Raw genomic sequence first — 18,680 nt, 5'->3', positions numbered from 1 at the left:
TGACAGCCTGCCCCCCCATCCGGCATTAGCGCAGAGCGGATTGAGTGCAGCTGCATTCAGCTGCAAATTCGCTATCAATCTGACTCAGATTATCAGTGGATTGGCGTGGACTGGGCGAAACCACCATCCCTAGTCGATAGTTTTTCCCAAAAGGGCTATTGGGTGCGATGAGCGAACTGATTACTGTTGAGCTGACGGAACAAGAGGCTCGTCTTTTGCTCAATACCATTCGGGCAAGAGCGATTTATAAACCAGTCAAGCTGCCCCTCGGTGGTGCTGTTTGGTATCCCTGGATGGATGGGTTGCTACAGAAACTCAAAGAAGCTTTGCCGCTCGATGAATTCAAATACTAAGGGCGGTCTTTTCTGACCGCCATGAGCCAGTGACAGGGCTTAAACTACACCGTCCTGGTCTGGGCTCCTACTTCGTATATAACTCAATCAGGACCTTCTTGGGATTCGGTTTGCCGCACAAGAGTGAGCACTTTGCTGCAGGATCCGAAGGCGAGATTCCTCCATCACGACGCAATACCGTCATTGTTAAGTGGCTTGCGATGCCTCACTCCTGAGCCCAGCTCTTTAGAGCAGCCCATGACCATGGACAGAGGAGTGATCGATGCTTGAACGTCAACTGTTGTGGAAGAACCGTGCACAGGCAGGACAAGAGCTCATCGCTCGCCTGGGGGCCTGGCACGCCGATCCCAAAGGCTTGGTGGTGGGATTGCCCCGTGGTGGGGTTGTTGTTGCGGCTGAGTTGGCTCGTGCACTGACCTTGCCGATGTGCAGTTGGGCTGTTCGCAAGTTGGCGCACCCCCATGCTCCTGAGGTTGCTGTGGGTGCCATTGCCCCCGGTGGGGTCTTGGTGTGGGATGAGCCTTACTTGCGCCAGTTACACCTGGATCCACAACTGCGGCGAAGCCTCGTTCTCCAGGCTGACTCTGAGTTGCAACGGCGGCAACGTCTCTATGGCGATCCGCCCCTGGCTTCATTGCGTGACCGCCACCTGCTCGTCGTGGATGACGGTGTGGCAACAGGGATGACGGTGACGGCTGCTCTGCAGTCCTTACGCCAGGGGCATCCGAGCCGGATCAGCTTGGCTGTGCCTGTGATCGATCGAACGATCGCGGTTCGCCTGCGACCCCTGCTTGATGACTTGATCGCCTTGGCGGAAGTGGATGATCTGGTGGCTGTTGGATCTTGGTATGAGTCCTTTGACGCTGTTGATGACCGTCAGGTGCAAGCGCTTATGTCTGCTTGTAGTGCGGAGTTAGCCAGCAGCGCGGCAAAGGTTCACCCGACGGGAAGATCAGATCGGATTTGAGCAGGTCCCCAGGTTCTTGAAGTTCCTCCCCCGCGTGAAGTCGGCCCAAGACTTGTGGTGCAAAGGGATCGAAGAGTTGCTTGAGCTCCATCACCTCCACCAGTGAGTTGTCATCACGTGTTTTCAGGAACACAGCATCAATTCAATGGTGCTCCACTGGTCTAGGGCTGTTAGCAGATCCTGCAGGGTCCTTCTCTGCTGCATCGGCGCAGCAGGGCTCTTTGAGCTGAATGTTTCTTCCTTTTCTCTGGATTTGTTCAGCAGATCAGCTGCATCAAGACGTACTGCCTGCAGGAGATCCATAGCTTCGTGATAGGTCTCCACTTGGTTGCGGCGATGAAGCACCAGCACATTGCAACGCTGCAAGCTCTTTATGCCCATCCAGTGCCCCACAATCTGCAACTGCCCTCGGTGGAGGCCCTGTTCGTGGACCTTGGTGCCAAAGTCAAGCACCTTCCAGAGCACCGTCTGAGGGTGCACCTGAGCAACGGAAACACGATGGTCTTGCATGCTCCGCTGGACGAGGATGCCATCTCGCGGATCCGTTGGTTTTTACAACTGGCTGGAGTGACTCCAGAGCATCCATTTCCAACCCCTTCACAGGTCAAGGGTGAGCATGCCAATCGGTTGGTGATTCACCTGGATCATCGCGGGGCTCGCCTGTGGTGGCTTCGTGGTGACAACGTGCAGGCCGCAGATTTGCGACCCCATGGTCTTTGGCGTAGCCACCAGCGGTTAAGTCATCGGCACGACCGCGATGTGGCTGGGCAACGGGCACCGCTGGACTACGAGTATTTACGGGCTCTGAGTGAGGCAATCGATCAAGCCGATCGGGTTTTGTTGCTGGGCCATGGCCATGGCCAGAGTGATCTTCGAGAGCTTTTGAAGCACTACATCGGTGTACACCATCCAGCGCTCTTGGATCGTGTGGAGACGATCTCGGTGGATGACACCGCTTGTACGGACGCTGAGCTACTGGCGATCGCACACAAGCACTTTGGCAACCAACGGCATTGTCATGCTTCTGGCGCGCAGGGACAGGAGAGCTATGAGGCGACGACCTGGTGACGGCACTGGCATGAATCTCTTGATCGAAGTACAGGTGCGTAACAGAACGGACGATGCGGCGTTGTGATGAGTCCTGCTCCTACCCGTTCGATTTCATCGAGGCCGTCCTGGAACGCAGACTCTGAATCCATCAGGGGACTCGGAGGCTGTGTGGCAGTGGGGGGCTAGGCCAGCTTGCATCGAGCACCGAAAACCGCGTGAATCCAGCGGTTGACTCCTGCAGGGCCACCAAGGCGGAATGAGGCAGTGGTGGGTTGATTCCAGGGGCCTACCCGAACCCCCACTACCCCAGGCCATTGCTGGAATACATCTTCATCGGTGTCATCGTCTCCGAAATACAGCTTCAGGGGTAGGCGATGGTTTGCGGTTGAGCACACCCCGCGTCGACGAGCATCACGCTCGAGGCGTTGGGCTGCTTCCGCTTTGCCATGGTCAAAAGCCGGTCTGATCTCCAAAACCCGTCGTCCCCTTCGTAATTGCAGTAAAGAGGTCCTTTTCAGTTCCCCAAGCAAAGGTGCAAGTCGCTGTTCCATCTCAGCTTGTTTCGCCGGACTCAGTTGGCGCCCGTGCAGGCTCAGGCTCAAGCCCTTGTGCTCCACCCATGCGCCCGCAAGTCCTTTCAGGCGTTCTCTGGCCTCTGCTTCAAACTGATCGAGATGTCCCTGTAAAGCAACCGCGCGAGGGTCTTGCCAAACATCTCCGCGCAACTTCAGTTCTAGACCATGGTTTCCTGCGAGATTGATGCAACTTTGGTCCATAGGCAATCGACGGGAAAGATCCGCGAGCGAGCGCCCACTAATCACTGCAAGATCGACACCGCTCAATCGGCTGAAATCCTCTAGAACCTTGGCCAACCTGGGCTGAATTGTGCAGTGCTCAGGGTTGGCCCGAAGATTGACCAAGGTGCCATCAAAATCGAGGTAGAGCAGGATTGTTGGAACCTTGTTTGCTAAATCAGTTAGCAATTCAATTCCCATCATGCTTGTTCTAGTAAAAACCAGAGTGATTCGTAAGGGGCTAGATTTAAAAAATAGGGCTGATCCGTTATCACAGGGAAGCCATGGACTCCATTGCAGTGCATGGGCCGAAAACTGATATGACTGGAAAGGTCAATCTCCACAGGCTGCACAGTATTTGAGAGGTTGTGTAATAACAAAGCGGTCGTTCCTTGATGGCTACGGGTGAAACTCAGTACGCTGCGGTTGTTTGAACGCAGAAACTGAATATCTCCACGGCTAAAAAGAGGTTGACTTCGCCTCATCCTGATTTGGTGGCGTAGCCAATGCAAGAGAGAAGCAGGTGAACGTAACTGAGCATCGACATTGACGGCTTGATAGTTGTAAATGGGATCGGTGATGACTGGTTGGTAGAGCATTGAGGGGTCAGCACTCGAGAAGCCAGCATTTCGATCGTCACTCCATTGCATTGGTGTGCGCACACCGTTGCGATCACCCAGAAATATATTGTCCCCCATTCCAATTTCGTCGCCGTAGTAGATCACGGGTGCACCGGGAAGGCTCAATAGCAAGCTGTACATCAATTCAATTCTTCGTCGATCGTGATCTACCAGGGGAGAAAGCCTTCTCCTTATCCCTTCATTGAGCTTCATGCGGGGATCATTTGCGTATTCGCTATAGAGGTAATCGCGATCAGCATCGGTTACCATCTCAAGTGTTAGTTCATCATGGTTGCGCAGAAAAGTAGCCCATTGGCAGTTATCTGGTATTTCGGGGAGCTGGGAGATGCAGTCAACGATCGGTTGACTGTCTTCTTTCCTTAGAGCTAGAAATAGTCGTGGCATCAACGGGAAGTTGAAGGCCATATGAAATTCGTCTCCATTTCCAAAGTATTGAACAAGGTCATCTGGCCATTGATTGGCTTCTGCCAGTAGCATCCTGCCGGGATATTCGCTGTCAATTAGTTGTCTCATTCGCCGGCAAAAAGCGTGAGTTTCTGGCAGGTTTTCGCAATCTGTTCCTTCCCTTTCAAAAAGATAAGGAACAGCATCCACTCGAAAGCCATCAATGCCTAGATCAAGCCAGAATCGCATTGTATTGAGTAGGGCTTCTTGAACTTCCGGATTGTCATAGTTAAGGTCGGGTTGGTGTGAGAAAAACCGATGCCAGTAGTACTGCTTAAGTTGATGCTCCCAAGCCCAATTTGAGTCCTCCGTGTCAGGAAAGATAACCCTTGCTTGGGAGTAACCCTGATCATGATCACTCCAGACATAGTATGAGTGGTATTTCGAATCACGTACTAGTCTTGCCTGTTGAAACCAAGAATGCTGATCAGAGGTATGGCTGATGACCAGGTCGGTAATGACATGGAGATCTCGTTCATGGGCTGCCTCTGTTAATTCTTTAAGATCACTAAGGCTTCCAATCGACGGATCTATACTAAAGAAATCTGATACATCATATCCATCATCACGAAGTGGTGATGGAAAAATCGGCATCAGCCATAGGCAACTTACGCCCAGGTTCTGGATATAGTCTAGTTTTTCAATTAAACCCTGCAAGTCCCCCTTTCCATCCTTGCCACTGTCTTTAAAGCCACGTACATAGACCTGATAGAAGATTGCATCGATGAACCAGCTTGGTTTGTTATCTGATGCGTGGAACTCAGGCATTTGATTGTCTATGGATTGGACTGTGGATGTTTGCTAGGGCTAAACTGTTAATGTGCTTACGTCTGACTTCAGAGCCTTGCGCTGCCTGACTCGCTGGATGTCAGAAACAATCGAGCTGCCCCATTGATAGATATTCTGATCGGCCACTTGTTTTCTCATCTGAGTCATGCGCATGCGCCTTTCTCGCTCTGGCATCAAAAGCGCCCGCTGCATGCTCTGAGCCAGGGCCTCTACGGAATAGGGATTGACCAGTAGCGCACCCGTCAGTTCCTGCGCGCTGCCAGTGAATCTGCTGAGTACCAGAGTTCCATCACCATCAGAGCGAGAAGCAACGAACTCTTTTGCCACCAGATTCATCCCGTCGTGCAGAGAGCTGACGACACAACAGCGTCCCAAACGCAGTAGAGCAACGCGATCGATCAAACTTCGGTCTTCAATCTTTAGCTGAATCGGCCTCCAGCCGCCGTCTGCCCAGCGTCGATTAATCTGCCTAGTCAATGCTTCAATCTCTTGACGAAGGATCCGATATTCACTAATTGTCCCACGTGAACTAACTAGTAGTTGGACAACTTGAAGTCGCCCTTTTAGAGATGGATCAAGTTGCAAAAGGCGATCAATAGCATGCAGTCTTTGCATTAAGCCTTTTGTGTAATCCAGTCGCTCCATGCCAACAATCAACAGCTGATCAGTTTCTAGGTTCAGTTCACTGATCCATTGCTTCATGCTTAAGTCAACCTCATCGCTTGCTCCAACCTCATTCCAATAGTCAAAGTCGATACTGATTGGGTAGCTGCCAACAAGTGTTCGATGCCCATTTTGTGAGACTTGTTCTTGCTCTAGATCAACCCGCGCTTCGACTAGCCGGTCAGCTGCATCAAGAAAGTTATGCGCGTGGGATTTGCTCTGGAATCCCAGTAGATCATTCCCAAGTAATCCATGTATGAGTTCATCGGCGTAGGGAAATGTTCTTAACACCTCTCGGTTTGGCCAAGGTACGTGCCAAAACTGAACGGTAATTAGATTTGGATTTGCTTCACGCAGTATCCGTGAGACAAGGCTTAGGTGATAGTCCTGTATAAAGACCAAGGCTGGCTTTCCTGCGGCCTCTTCAAGAATCACCTCAGCAAAACGCTGATTAACTTCTCGGTAGACTTGCCAGTGGTGATGCTCAAACAAGGGTGCTACAAATGCAACATGGCAAAGAGGCCATAATCCGCGGTTAGACAAATTTGAGTAGTAGTCTTCGACTTCAGCTTTGCTAAGCCATACGCGCCGCAGGCGATACTGAGGCATATCTGGTGGAACATTTACGGCATCTTTTTCATCGACTGTGCAACGATCGGCATTTCCGCTTCCATGGGCAATCCACGTCCCACCCGTTGCTTCAGCGAATGGCTCTAATGCGGTAACCAAGCCGCTGGCCGGGCGATTGGCTTCAATCCATCCATTGTCGCAATGAGAATGGATCCAAGGTTCTCGATTGGAGACCAACAACATCGGGAGATCTCCGAAGCTGTTCTGTAGTAACTCCTGAAGTTGTTGTCGTGTGCAGTGATTGGTATTATTTGATTCACCGATACTCATCGGCACATTTGTGGACTGCATGAATATCAGGTGGATGCCTTCTTCATGATGGTCTTGTTTTCAAGACGAGGTCTGTCGCACCTCACTTAAGCCGCAGTTCCTCAGCGTTATCTGTGCAGACCAGTACTTCCAGTGATGCTTTTTGACCGTGACCTACCGCACCTCCGCCTCTCTTCACAAGATCTCGACTGATTCACTGGTCCTTCGTCTGCCTACGACCGATGGACTTGAACTTGTTCTTTACCTTGGAGTGATCCTTGACGGATTGATCGTATGAAAGCTTGTTAATCACATAAGTTAAGGCACCGCGCTAATACGGCTACACGAACCAGCTCAGATCCGCTAATCCTTAGCTTCTGAGCAATGATCTTGCGATAAGTCGCTACGGTATTCTGTGAAAGTTCTAGTGATTGTGCGATCTCCTTGTTGACGCGTCCTTTACCTAGCTCACATAACAGGCGCAGTTCTCTTGGAGCCAGTCGACTTAGTTCTTCTAGATTAATCTTTGCTTTTATTTGTTTGTCTACGTGTTGAGCTGCATTCCATCGTCGAAGTGCTTCGTTCAGCTCATTCCATCCCTTTGACTTGTCAACGACCCCTATTATAAAAGGGAGAAGCTTGGCGGGAATGTCTCGTTGTTCTCGAGTTGTGCTGATAAAAATGATTTTCCCCGATGGATTCGTCTTAATGAGTGCATCTACTGAGCGTTTCGAATCGATGTCTCCTGATTTCCACTCGCTGATTAGGAGGTCTGGCTTTTCTTGTTCGATCCAAGTGATGGCGGATTCTGTATCCGTGAACAGTTCCAGCACATGGAAGTCCCATGCTTCAGCAAGAAGACTCCCTAGCGCAAGGCACATGGTGTTCTCGTGGAGAAACAGTGCCTTCAATGGGTTCTACAGCCTTCTACATCCTTTCTACATCATGGCCGGCTGACGTTTTCCTGGGCGCGATGCTTCACTTCATTGCCCTGTCTGCGTTCTTGGCATTCTATGTCTGCGGTGAAACACTCATGGGGTCCTGATTTAGGGACGTGTCCCTTGTGCGGGACTTGAGATTTAGGCCGAGATTCGCCGAGGGTTGGATCAACGACCCCTGGGGCATGAGCCACGTGTTGAAACCATCCGTCATGCGCTCTAGCCAGCGACTATCGATCACCCTTCCTCATTTCTTATTTGAAGCGCTTGTCCGCCGAAGTGATGCCGAAGGTCGTTCGTTGAGCAATCTTGCGGCCTATCTCCTTGAGAGCAGCCTGAGTGGCGTTAAAGGACCTTCCGCCTTACCAATGTCTTCTGGATCTCGACCGCAACCAAAGGGCACAAGCTCAGTCCGCTGATCACAAGCCATAGATCGACTGGTAGTGGCCCAGTTCCGAGGGCTGCTGACCCCACACCCCAGTTCATCATCCAAACGTGGAGTGCGAAGCCACCGGCTGTACCCGCTACGACCACCGGTGAGTGCCAGGGCTGATCCTGGAAGACGGACTTTCTTTCCAGTCTGCTGTTACCGGCTTGCACCGTCTCAAACATGACCATCTGAAGCAGTAATGCGTTCCGCGCCTGTTCCACACCCCAGCCGTGTTTCAGTAACTCAGAAAATAAAATAAATCCGACTCCACCCATAACGACAGCCGCAAGCGCAGTGCGTTTGATTAGCAGCCCATTAAACACCGCTTCCTGCGGCGGCCTGGGCCTTCGTTTAAGCACATCTCCCTCTTCCGGTTCGAATGCAAGAGCAACATCTTGGATCCCATTGGTGACGAGGTTCAGCCATAGCAATTGAACTGGAAGAAGTGGTAGTGGGAGCGAGAATCCAACGGCTAGTGCGAGTACTGTGATTTCTGCTGCGCCACAAGACACAAGAAGGACGATGACCTTTCGAACATTGTCGTAAGCAATTCGCCCTTGTTGGATTCCATCTACGATTGATGGAAAACCATCATCAAGCAGGATCAAATCAGCCGCATCACGCGCAACGTCTGTTCCTGCACGTCCCATTGCGATGCCGATCTGAGCTGCACGGAGGGCCGGAGCATCATTCACACCATCCCCCGTTACCGCAACGAATTCACCAGCTTTCTGTGCTTGCTCAACCAATAAGAGCTTTTGATGTGGGGATACCCTTGCATAAACATTAGCTCGAGAGACGATTCTTTTTAGGCTTTCTGGACTGGCTGCCTCGATTTCAGCCCCAGTGACGACATCAAGGGTATTTTTGATGATCCCTAATTCCTTCCCAACGATTCCTGCAGTCGTAGGGTGATCTCCCGTGACGATCCAGACTCTGATACCGGCCTGGTGGCATTGATCAATGGCTTCCTTTGCCCCTCTGCGTAGGGGGTCTCTTAATCCGATCACACCCAATAGCTGCAAGTTCCCTGGTTCAGAAGGTGTTGTCTCTTCTAGGGCACTCTTACTGGTGGTTCCTGAAGCTAGGGCGAGTACTCGTAGTCCTCGATTCGCTAGTTCTTCAGCTGCCTCAATTCCCCACTGTGCCTCTGGCTGACACATTGGGATGATTCTCTCAGGCGCTCCTTTGACCGCCACCATGACTTCCCCATCATCTCTTTGGTGAAAACTTGCTGCATAACGCTGCTCCGGTTCGAAGGGAATTGTGTTGCACTGCGGCTGCTCAAGCAACTCCTTCTGCTTTGATACACCGAGTTCAATTCCCATGATCAACAATGCTTGATCAGTCGGATCTCCACGCCCTTCCCACCAGTCGTCCTTTTTATAAACCTCGCCCTCATTACAGAGTACAGCGCAGCGAGCTATCGGAAGTAATCTCTCCAGCTGTCTGGGATTTTCTCTTTTTTCTTTCTGGTGAAGAACTAGTCTAATTGGAGGCTCTCCCCTTAATACTACCTCTTGAACTGAGAGTTGATTGTAGGTCAGTGTTCCTGTTTTATCACTTGCAATTAGGGTGCAACTTCCAAGACCTTCTACGGCGGGAAGTCGACGGACAATCACCTTCTGTTTTGCCATTCGATGGCTTGCTACCGATAAGGCGACCGTTAATGCCACCGGTAATCCTTCAGGGATAGCGGAGACCGCTAGAGCTACTGCCAGTTTTAATGCCGTTAAAAGGTCTGTTCCCCCTTGAGCAATCGATAGCCAGCCAACAGCAGCGGCAGAGATGATCACGAATACACCAACTCTCTTACTGAAGAGATCCATGCGAACCACAAGAGGTGGTTTTCCTGGTGGCACGGTTTGAAGATCTGATGCGAGGTCTCCAACCTCGGTTGTTTTACCGGTTGCTACAACGACTCCAAGTCCTCTCCCCCGACTGACTGTTGTCCCTGCATAGGCCATGGTGCCCCGCTCAGCCAGGGGGGTTTTCGCTGCTATGAACCCTTTCGCCCTTTTTTGTACCGCTCCTGATTCACCAGTTAGTAGCGATTCGTCGATTTCAAGATTGTGGCTATCGACCAACCTCACATCGGCGGGAACGACTTGACCGCTTTCGAGCCATATTGCATCACCAATCACAAGACTTTCTGAATTGAGTTCAACCTTCTTTCGATCACGTAAGACGATTGCTTGCACTTTGATCAATTGGCGTAGTGCAAAGCAGCGAGCATGTGCTTTCCATTCCTGCAAGCCACCTATGACTGCATTGACGGCTACCACCGCACTGATCAATAGTGCATCTTTCTCATCTCCTACGACGGCAGAGAGCATGGCTGCCACGCCAAGGACAGCAATGAGCGGACTCTTCAGCTGTCGTAAGAGTGTGTGTATAAGGTTCGGTGATGCAGGTTGAGGTAAGACATTGGCTCCTGTCTCCTGCAACCGTCTTGTTGCTTCTTGAGTACTCAGTCCCTCAATGCTTGATCCAACTAACTCCCAGACCTTATTGGCATCGATGGCATGCCAGGGACTTTCTGCGTCGCTAATCTTCATTCTTGTTGTGTCTGTCTGACTTCTCCATACATTGCAATAATTGCTCCGTAAATGGGCTTTACCCTTTGAGTCAGACTTTCGACCTCATCCTCAGTATGTTTTGTTTTCCTTGAGTGTTCGAATATATCTTCTAATTCACGCTTGAGTTCGGAGATTCTGACCGTATAACATCCTGTTGTTATGCGGATGGGTTCTTCTTTGCTCACAAACATCTATTGATTATCGTCTTGCATTCTCAGTGATTGCCTTTGACTGAAGTCTCCAGCTGTTTTCACCTGTGACTTCAAACAGCATTTGCCTTACCCCTGCATGCATCTCACTGCCATCCGACATTCCTTTTAAATAACCAGCGAGAAACCACAGGGTTTGAGCCGCATCGTCCCCATTTAGGAGTTCCTCAAGGCTCTGTCCTTTGAACCCCACTTCCCAGTCACCAGCAGTCATGGCAATCTCATTGCGTGTGGAACCACTACTTTCTTACCCCCTAGGATCTGTTTGTGACCTTTGCAGCATCGATGCGGCAAATGTGCTTAGGCGAAGGGAAATACGCTTTTGATTTGTTGGAACACGCCTTGATTGGTCATCAGCTCGGTTGCTAATCCAATAACAAAGCCCAGCATCGCCAAGCGCCCGTTCCATCGTTCAGCTTGTTCGGTCCAACCCCAGTTGATTTTCTTGTTCATGTCCATCATGTATTGACCTACTCATGCAAGCTGCTTCTCGCGTCTGTGAGAATTCATTTCCCCAAATTGCTGCTGAATGGGTGCTAAGTGCTGCAGCTGTTATCGCGCTCCGATCCGCTCCTCGAGTGCTTGCTCCAATAGGTGAGCACACAGGTTGCTCAGGCTCCGCCCCTCCTCTGCAGCGATCGCACGCAGTTTTTCGTGTGTATTACTGCTGACGCTGACGCAAACCCGTGCTGTCCGGGCTCCGCTCATCGAAGCTTCCACAGCGTCCGAGCGCGCACGATCCATTGACCTGAGAACCAGTCTACATAGCCTATAGATTCAAGCGTCTCTTCTGGGTGGTTCAAGGGCCTTTAGCCGGTTTTCCAGCTCCTCCAGGCGCGATTCAACGTCCTCCATGACCTCCAACCCCAAATCACGCCGTACCAAGCGGGTGATGTAGGCCGTAGTGCTGATGCCCAAGCTGTTCGCTCGTGCCTTGATCTGCTCCAGCAGCTCTGGTGGCAAAACCATTGACAGTTGCTTGCGTGTCATCAGCTTTGCCTAGAGCGTCTCTGAGTTGAACTCGCTGCGTTCTGCATCACTTTGCCACACCATGCGGCTCGATGGGGCCTTGCTGCTCTGGGGCCGGCTTCATCGGATCCTTCGATTCGGTTCGAGTTGCACGCCTATCTGATTGATTGCATTCCTACTTAACCCAGTTACTCCAAGCGGCTTGAGCAATTCTCCGATCTGCCTCATAACTGATGCTCTTTGATCTTTATCTCTATTTCTTTTCTGGCAGGTCTTATTGATGTCCCTAAAGTGTTTTTCGCTTGCTACCTATTGCCACATTGAATATTTCCTCAGTGTATTTTATCTTTTGCGCTATTTGATGCGCGCTCGCTGCATTTCCTTATTTACATCCTTTCGCGATAACTCATCTCTTTGTTCCCAGTTCATTCTTAGCTGCTTTCTTGTTGCGGTAATTCTGTGCTTTATCGGCTGCACTTTCTTCCCTCCGCTGACTGTCATTTCTTAAATCGGATTGGTCAGAATCCTACGATGAACCATCAGCACTGCCAGACATGTTCCTATTGGGATCAAGCCAATGGGCTGCAAAACTCTAATCTTGGTAATCTTGCACCATGTACTCGTCATGCACCAGCTCACTATCGTATGGAGTCAATAGAAATTAGTAATGGAGCGCGCAACTTCTCCTCCATTTCCTCTGATCTTTTTTCTGCAGACTTTCAATTGCCGATAGCCTTTTGGCCGCATACCTCTGGCAACCAATGCTGCGGTGATTACACGCCCTGCGATCTTGATGAGTCTCTCAGACGAACTCGCACTCAATCAGCACCACTGATCTGATCCTAGCCTTGAAGGCAAAACAGTGGTTTTAGCCGAGCGATTGGCCGTGCAAGTCCTACTTGCTCGGCCAATTCATCCGCCCCTGCTCCATATGGTGCACTGGAGAGTGCGAGCTCTTCTGATTGATCGACTCCACACAGAATGGTTGTATGTGAGCCCATTGCTCCCCCGAGAATCAGTGGTCGTCCCATTGACTCGTATTCCCCATTTTCTGTGTAGTGCGATGGACCATTGGCATGTACAGCACCCCTACGCCAAATCCATAGATCTACGCTGTCATGACCAATGACATGTTGCTCTCGCTTGTAGCTATTCGAGGACATATCAACAATATTTGTGATTTGACTATCAGGCCATATACTCCCAATGGCTTCTCGTACGAGATGAGTTAATAGCTGTCGATAAGCTGCAGCAGCATTGAGACAGGCATGCATTGACCCAAGTAGTTCTTTGCCGTGTTGAGACTCAATGGGCTGCCATAGGTCTTTTCCGAGAATCACTGTTTCTTCGCGACATATCTTTTGACTCAGACCTGCCGATCCGGCCTCAATCAAAACGAGTACATCTGCTTCCCCTAAACCTAATGCGTTTAACCGTTCTAGATCAAAGGTCTGATCTATCACTTGTATCTCTAGATGATGATTTCCATTGCCAATATGACTGAGTCGATCCTTAAATGCCATTTTTGCCTGTGCCGAGATTGCCCCCGGATCGGCGTATTGCATTCTTCCCAGATCTTCGCATCTTACTAGATCTTCAAGGTATCCAATTCCCTGTTCTGTTATCCAGTGAGCCCCATTTCTCAATAGACGTTCGATCGAGTCCATTCCATAGTTCTCAAATCCTCGATTCTTCAGGCCTTCTACGATTCTAGTCTCTAGTACATGAGCTAATTTCTCCCTCTCTTCTTCCACTACATCACGTTTGAGATTTGTTTTTAGAAGGCGACTCCCCCAGGCATTATCAATTTCGATAGCACCAGGTCGAATGAGTGATTCCCTTCCCTTTCTAAATGCTGCGACATATCCATAGAGCGAACCAAACCTCCTATGCGTGTTGGGCATTAACACCACAGGTGTCATTAGCCCTGGCAAACCTGCAATCTCGCATGCTTCTTCTATTAGGGACTCATCAAATGTCCTTAATCGTTTTTCAGAACCCAGAAATCTAATAGCTACATTCATCCTATCCCTTGGTTCCAAGACCCATTGCCAGTTCTGATATTGTTGCCACTCTCCTTTTGGTCCCTTCACAAATCTCTGCCTCTGTTCTTCATTCATCTCGCCTTTACCTGTCTATCCATCTTGTTCTTATTAGCTCTAGCTTCCTACCTTCTTCACCAATAATGCCGTACATCTGATCCAGTTTTGCTTCTCACTCTGTTATCTGCTTTTCTTGATTCTACCTTTCGTTGGCACTTAGCAACATACAAGCTTTCTCATGGACCTCGCAAAATGGGAGCCCCTTACCGACATTCAGTCCATCCTTGATCGAACCCTGAGTTGGCCTGGTGTCAGGATTGCTTCACCGAGTTCACTTGATATCGGCCCACGGGTTGATATCTTTGAAAGCGATTCTCAGTATCAAATCAAGGCTGATGTCCCCGGGCTTCAAAAGCAAGATATTACTGTCAGTCTTTCAGGTAATCGACTAACGATTCAGGGTGAGCGTACGCTCGAAGATCGTGAGCTTCGACCCCGCTTCCATCGTCTTGAGAGAGCCTATGGCAGTTTTTGCCGCAGCTTCTCTTTGCCAGACGATGTCAACACCGCTGAGATCTCGGCCACTTGTGAGCATGGCGAGCTAACGGTCACCATCGCTAAGCATGATGTCTCTCAAATCGAGGAGGACCGTCCGGTTCCAGTCAACTAGATCCTTCAGCTAATCCTAACCGCCTACATTACGTAGGCGGTTCTTATTGGCTTAGCATTCTTACAACCTGATTACGTCCATTGCCTTTCGCTAAGTCAAGTGCATCCTGACTTCGCTTTAATATCTCAAAAAACGAGTTATCGGTTGTCGACATATTGGTCAAACCGCCACTCATTAATGGTTGATAGTCCGAATGATCAAAGACACCTTTCTGCTCTTCTAAGACTACTCTTATCCTCTCTGATAACTCGAGGCATGACTCCATCTCTCTGTCTAGCATTAAGACAGCAAACTCGTTATCACCAACTCGGCCAAATAAATCACTTTCCTCGAGTAAGGACTTTACCGCACTACAGATTTCCTTTAATACCCGATTCCCCGCCTCATGTCCCCATCGATTGTTGATTTGACCAAAGTTATCGATGTCAAATAACAGTAGGCTTAGCCCTTTCCCTTTGTCTTTCGCTTCTTGCGTCTCGATCTTTGCAAGTTGCAAAAAGCTCTCTCTGTTGAATACTTCAGTCAGTGGGCAGATCAAGGCCTTGCGCCTTAACTCCAGTTCACGTATTACCAATTGAGCTAATAATTCTAAGATCCTGACTTCTTTCTCGTTCAGTTCTCGTTCCTTGTTATCGACAATGCACAGCGTCCCCAAATTGTGACCTCTAGTTGACTTCAGTGGTGTTCCTGCATAGAAGCGTATATACGGTGAGCCTGTTACAAGTGGATTTTGTCTGAAGCGATAGTCGACTTTTGCGTCTGGAACGATCAGAGACTTGTCCTGATTGATTGTGTAAGCGCAGAATGCTACTTCTCTCGGCGTTTCTGTCACATTCAATCCGTTACTAGCCAAAAACCACTGACGTTGCTGATCCACCAAAGATATCATTGTTATTGGAGCATCAAAAACTTCTGCGGTCAGACTCACAATCCGCTCGAAATTTTCATCATGGTTTGTGTCTAGTACCCCATGTCTCCTTAGGTCTCGGAGTCTTTGTTCCTCGTCTTTTGGTACTGGATAGCTCGCTGCCCTCATGTTCATTCTTCCTCTGCCGCAGCTCTTCTTTCTTCCATCCTTATCTTGGCGTTTACCACACCCAGCTTCTTCTTTTCTTCTTTCTGTTCTATGCCTTTCAATGACTGTTCTTCTTTTTTGCCTGTTCTAATCTCTTTGCTCAATCCTGCCTGAAATCTTGTTTTACTATCAATCCCCTTCCTCCTCTCTTTATCCTCTCTTGCTTCTCTATGGCACATATGGTCTATCTCTCTACTATTCTCTTCTAAAATCTGTAGTCTTTCGTTCCTGGCACTTTTCTCTTCCCTTCCCCTGGACCTCGTCCCACATCCCGAGTGCCTCGGCATCCCCTTGGTGAATCTGGACTCTGCCTTGAGTGCAGTTTTTGCCTGAATCATATTTGTTTCTCCGTTACTCTATAGATAGCTGACTCTTGCAGTCCTGAACCGCTTTTCGGCAGATCTGCTCAGTATCTGCTGCATATCCTCCTCTCATCTAGTTCTTACGACCTTCCATTCTTCTCTTCTCCCTTTTTCTCGGCTTTTTAATCACATGAGATTCACTCATCCTCCTTTGACCTCCCCCTTTTTCTCTCTTGGTTCACAACTCCATGTCACCTGATTCATCCTTCCCCTATGCCTCACTTCGCTTCATTGTTCCCTCTACCTTCTGCAGCATGCTGCGGATCCGTCCTGCTTTTGACTCTGTTCTCTGTATTTTGACCTCTCTAAAGCTTCTATTCTCATGATTGGTAGGGGAGACCTTCCAGTTCACCAATCCTCTCATTCTCCATTTTCCTATGAATGACCGCGTTCGTGTGCTCCAGCGTCAACCACGCCGTATTTCTATTACCTTGAGCTATCACGTTCATGAGGAACTCTTAAATCGATCCGAGGAGGAAGGACGTTCTGTATCCAATCTCTGTGCCTTTCTTCTCGAAGACGCTCTGCGTGACAGCCACAAGCAATCACTGCCTGCTCAACCGCTTGCCCAAGCTACGAGTAATAAGTTTGAGCGTGGTGCTCCTAACGCCTACCGTCGTCTCTGACCCTTTCCTTTTAGCCTGTGGCCCCAAGGAGTTAGACATTCTTTGGGGCTTTGGCCTGTTCACTCCAGGTTGTCAACTCTGGATTCAGCATGGGCATAATCTTCTTCCTCAATTTGATGAGCGCGTAACGTTCGAGGCGCTGCACTTGGTCTTTTGAGCGACCCATCAGCTTTGCGACATCAGCGTAGGACCGTTGTTTTTCTTCCCCATAACGCAGCCTTATCACATCAAACTCTGGTGTTGACAGAATCTCCATCTGATCGTGCATCCAGGTGTAGTCTTCTTCGATTTCTGGCCCAATCCCATCTGACACTGTATCGAGTAAGGTCATCGACCCATCTGAACTTGAAAGCTGTTGATCGAGTGACACAGTGTTGCCACGATAGTTTACTGTCAGCGCGTGCAAGATTCTCTTGGACGATTCACCTAATGCTCCCGCCAGCTCCTCCAATGTCGTCCCATCCTCACTTACGCTCTGAGCCATGTGAACCTTTTGCGCCAGGTTAGTCAGCGTTGGAGGTATCCGCATATTTCCACTATGTTCTTGCAAGTGTCTATTAATTGACTGCCTTATCCACCAGTACGCATACGTAGAAAACTTATATCCCCGACTGGGATCATATTTCTCTGATGCTCTCAGCAATCCTAGGTTTCCTGCCTGAACAAGATCCATCGGGTCATGACCGTATTGACTTAGCCGTCTTTTGTATTTTAGGCAGACAGTCACCACCAAACGCAAATTTGCTGTGACAATCCTATTCATTGCTCTCTTCCCTCTCTTCTCTAACGAGCGCGAGGGTCCGTCTGTCTCCTTCCACTCCTTCACAATTAAGCCGAGATGAATCTCCTCCTGCGCCGTCAATAACGGTACCCTTCCAATCGTACGTAGATAGTCCCCGAAGGTATCGCCCATGATGTGGTTAAAGGCTGGCTCTTAGCTTGCCTTCAATCTTCCGTTCTTTTCCATCGCTGCAGCTCAGTTGACCTTTGAATGCCTCAACTTGCAGCGCAGGACATTCCTCATCTCTAGTTCTTGCAGGTCTCCATGACCGATAAGTATCAGTTCGCTCTGGCCTGCTCAGTACCACTTGCCACAGCTGACCTTGTCGCGATCTAAAAAAACCTGCACAACTCAGTAGGTAGAACTTCCAGAATCGGTAGCCTCGATCGTCAAGAACCAAATCTTGGTCTTGTTTTGATTGAACTAGGTTTTCATGCCAACAGCGCAAGGTCCTTTCGTAGTCGGTGCCGAAGCTTTCCCAGTCTTCAATGATGAACTTCTTCTCTAGTCCTTTGCAGAGATCCACCGCTGATGGAAGTCGGCCCCCAGGAAAGACATAGCGATCGATCCACTTATCCGTCCGATGCGTTGTCTCGACTGAACCAATTGTGTGGATGAGTGCCAATCCCTCCGGCTTTAAGGCCTTGCTGATCACGTCATAGAACCTTTTATCGTTCAGCCTTCCTACATGCTCATACATGCCAACCGAAGCAATCTTGTCAAATGGCTCCTCACCTAAGTCATTGAGATGCCGATAGTCACATACCTTGACCCTGATGTCTTGCCATGTCGTTTGCTCCTTGAGATATGCAGCCTGCTCTCTCGACACTGTTATTCCAGTGACTCTTGCTCCGTAGTTCTCGGCTGCATGTTTCGCCAGTGAGCCCCATCCGCATCCCAGGTCTAATAGCCTTTCACCCTCTTTCAACTCTAGTTTCTTGCATATCAACTCTAGTTTTGCTTCTTGTGCTTGGTCTAGGCTCTTTGCATTACGCCAATAACCACAGCTGTAGGTCATGGTTTTCCCTAGCATCGCTCTATATAGCTCTGGATTAATGTCGTAGTGCTGGCTCGTTCTTTTACGCGTTCTTTCTTCTGACTGCTGATTGACAAGTCTCTCTTGCACCCATCTCCAGCCTTCAGCTGTTCTCGTCCACCAGCTCAAAGGTCGATTCGCCTTAGCCCTTAATAGACGGTTAATCAGCTCGCAGAGGTCATCACAGTCCCAGTCTCCATTCATATATCCATCGCCAAACCCCAAAGACCCTCGACGTAGGATCTCCCCATAAAGTCTTGGGTTGTTGACCTGAACATCCCATGGCCGTCTTCCATTGAACTGGACATCTGCAGCCTTAGTAGCTGATGTCAGTGCCAAGGGAATCTTCATGGCCATTTCAAATTGACATTACATAACCTATT

The 18,680-nt window shown here is 49.5% G+C and carries 21 protein-coding genes; 6 read left to right on the top strand and 15 right to left on the bottom strand.

What is annotated here, in order from left to right:
- The first annotated feature begins 167 nt into the window (after positions 1-167).
- Together MY494_RS03580 and MY494_RS03575 are read left to right on the top strand one after the other, a co-directional pair.
- Positions 168-353, top strand: coding sequence for a hypothetical protein (locus MY494_RS03580; RefSeq protein ID WP_247911378.1), 186 nt, complete (start codon positions 168-170; stop codon positions 351-353).
- Between the two features lie 262 nt (positions 354-615).
- Positions 616-1,320, top strand: coding sequence for a phosphoribosyltransferase (locus MY494_RS03575; RefSeq protein ID WP_247911377.1), 705 nt, complete (start codon positions 616-618; stop codon positions 1,318-1,320).
- Between the two features lie 123 nt (positions 1,321-1,443).
- Here the strand turns inward: MY494_RS03575 and MY494_RS03565 are convergent, their stop codons facing one another.
- The gene (locus tag MY494_RS03565) at positions 1,444-1,671 is read right to left on the bottom strand and encodes a hypothetical protein (RefSeq protein WP_247911375.1); all 228 of its coding nucleotides are present in this window, start codon (positions 1,669-1,671) and stop codon (positions 1,444-1,446) included.
- On the opposite strand from MY494_RS03565, the gene MY494_RS03560 reads away from it, so the two are divergent.
- A complete protein-coding gene (locus MY494_RS03560) occupies positions 1,657-2,388 on the top strand; it encodes a hypothetical protein (RefSeq protein ID WP_247911374.1) in 732 nt (243 codons plus the stop codon). The two genes, MY494_RS03565 and MY494_RS03560, sit on opposite strands and share 15 nt — an antisense overlap.
- Positions 2,389-2,552: 164 nt before the next feature.
- Here the strand turns inward: MY494_RS03560 and otsB are convergent, their stop codons facing one another.
- From otsB to MY494_RS03540, 4 genes are all read right to left on the bottom strand, one after another.
- On the bottom strand, positions 2,553-3,365 hold the full coding sequence (otsB, locus tag MY494_RS03555) for a trehalose-phosphatase (RefSeq protein WP_247911373.1): 813 nt from the start codon (positions 3,363-3,365) through the stop codon (positions 2,553-2,555).
- Positions 3,365-5,017 (bottom strand): maltose alpha-D-glucosyltransferase, encoded by a 1,653-nt coding sequence (gene treS / locus MY494_RS03550; RefSeq protein WP_247911372.1) that lies wholly within the window; start codon positions 5,015-5,017, stop codon positions 3,365-3,367. Before treS ends, otsB begins: the two co-directional genes overlap by 1 nt.
- A gap of 39 nt (positions 5,018-5,056) precedes the next feature.
- Complete coding sequence (locus MY494_RS03545) at positions 5,057-6,622, bottom strand: trehalose-6-phosphate synthase (protein WP_247911371.1); 1,566 nt, start codon at positions 6,620-6,622, stop codon at positions 5,057-5,059.
- Between the two features lie 263 nt (positions 6,623-6,885).
- Positions 6,886-7,491 (bottom strand): LuxR C-terminal-related transcriptional regulator, encoded by a 606-nt coding sequence (locus MY494_RS03540; protein ID WP_247911370.1) that lies wholly within the window; start codon positions 7,489-7,491, stop codon positions 6,886-6,888.
- Between the two features lie 212 nt (positions 7,492-7,703).
- Between MY494_RS03540 and MY494_RS13190 the strand changes: the two genes are divergently transcribed.
- On the top strand, positions 7,704-7,937 hold the full coding sequence (locus MY494_RS13190) for a hypothetical protein (RefSeq protein ID WP_371820671.1): 234 nt from the start codon (positions 7,704-7,706) through the stop codon (positions 7,935-7,937).
- Here MY494_RS13190 and MY494_RS03535 read toward each other — a convergent pair.
- The 6 genes from MY494_RS03535 to MY494_RS03515 all read right to left on the bottom strand — a co-directional run bounded on the left by MY494_RS03535 (position 7,864) and on the right by MY494_RS03515 (position 13,825).
- A complete protein-coding gene (locus MY494_RS03535; protein WP_247911369.1) occupies positions 7,864-10,506 on the bottom strand; it encodes a cation-transporting P-type ATPase in 2,643 nt (880 codons plus the stop codon). The two genes, MY494_RS13190 and MY494_RS03535, sit on opposite strands and share 74 nt — an antisense overlap.
- Positions 10,507-10,725: 219 nt before the next feature.
- On the bottom strand, positions 10,726-10,950 hold the full coding sequence (locus MY494_RS03530) for a hypothetical protein (RefSeq protein WP_247911368.1): 225 nt from the start codon (positions 10,948-10,950) through the stop codon (positions 10,726-10,728).
- 86 nt (positions 10,951-11,036) lie between these two features.
- Complete coding sequence (locus tag MY494_RS03525; RefSeq protein ID WP_247911367.1) at positions 11,037-11,195, bottom strand: chlorophyll a/b-binding protein; 159 nt, start codon at positions 11,193-11,195, stop codon at positions 11,037-11,039.
- A gap of 93 nt (positions 11,196-11,288) precedes the next feature.
- Entirely contained in the window at positions 11,289-11,444 is a 156-nt protein-coding gene (locus MY494_RS13300; protein WP_371820669.1) for a hypothetical protein, read from the bottom strand.
- A 69-nt stretch (positions 11,445-11,513) separates the two neighbouring features.
- Positions 11,514-11,705: a hypothetical protein gene (locus MY494_RS03520; protein ID WP_247911366.1), complete on the bottom strand. Its 192-nt coding sequence runs from the start codon at positions 11,703-11,705 to the stop codon at positions 11,514-11,516.
- A gap of 842 nt (positions 11,706-12,547) precedes the next feature.
- On the bottom strand, positions 12,548-13,825 hold the full coding sequence (locus MY494_RS03515; protein ID WP_247911365.1) for an RtcB family protein: 1,278 nt from the start codon (positions 13,823-13,825) through the stop codon (positions 12,548-12,550).
- A 160-nt stretch (positions 13,826-13,985) separates the two neighbouring features.
- On the opposite strand from MY494_RS03515, the gene MY494_RS03510 reads away from it, so the two are divergent.
- Positions 13,986-14,417 (top strand): Hsp20/alpha crystallin family protein, encoded by a 432-nt coding sequence (locus tag MY494_RS03510; RefSeq protein ID WP_247911364.1) that lies wholly within the window; start codon positions 13,986-13,988, stop codon positions 14,415-14,417.
- A gap of 43 nt (positions 14,418-14,460) precedes the next feature.
- On the opposite strand, the gene MY494_RS03505 is transcribed toward MY494_RS03510, so the two are convergent.
- Together MY494_RS03505 and MY494_RS03500 are read right to left on the bottom strand one after the other, a co-directional pair.
- Entirely contained in the window at positions 14,461-15,345 is an 885-nt protein-coding gene (locus MY494_RS03505; protein WP_247911363.1) for a sensor domain-containing diguanylate cyclase, read from the bottom strand.
- Positions 15,346-15,455: 110 nt separating this feature from the next.
- Positions 15,456-15,830 (bottom strand): hypothetical protein, encoded by a 375-nt coding sequence (locus MY494_RS03500; RefSeq protein WP_247911362.1) that lies wholly within the window; start codon positions 15,828-15,830, stop codon positions 15,456-15,458.
- A gap of 401 nt (positions 15,831-16,231) precedes the next feature.
- Between MY494_RS03500 and MY494_RS03495 the strand changes: the two genes are divergently transcribed.
- Complete coding sequence (locus MY494_RS03495; protein ID WP_247911361.1) at positions 16,232-16,480, top strand: hypothetical protein; 249 nt, start codon at positions 16,232-16,234, stop codon at positions 16,478-16,480.
- A 31-nt stretch (positions 16,481-16,511) separates the two neighbouring features.
- Here MY494_RS03495 and MY494_RS03490 read toward each other — a convergent pair whose 3' ends face one another.
- On the bottom strand, positions 16,512-17,393 hold the full coding sequence (locus MY494_RS03490; RefSeq protein WP_247911360.1) for an RNA polymerase sigma factor RpoD/SigA: 882 nt from the start codon (positions 17,391-17,393) through the stop codon (positions 16,512-16,514).
- Positions 17,394-17,400: 7 nt separating this feature from the next.
- Entirely contained in the window at positions 17,401-18,648 is a 1,248-nt protein-coding gene (gene cfa, locus MY494_RS03485; protein WP_247911359.1) for a cyclopropane fatty acyl phospholipid synthase, read from the bottom strand.
- Positions 18,649-18,680 lie beyond the last annotated feature (32 nt).

Origin of the sequence: Synechococcus sp. A10-1-5-1 (assembly GCF_023115425.1) — a bacterium.
Lineage (GTDB): Bacteria > Cyanobacteriota > Cyanobacteriia > PCC-6307 > Cyanobiaceae > Vulcanococcus.
The sequence above is the reverse complement of the archived record's forward strand: the minus strand, read 5'-3'. Positions and strand labels throughout refer to the sequence as shown.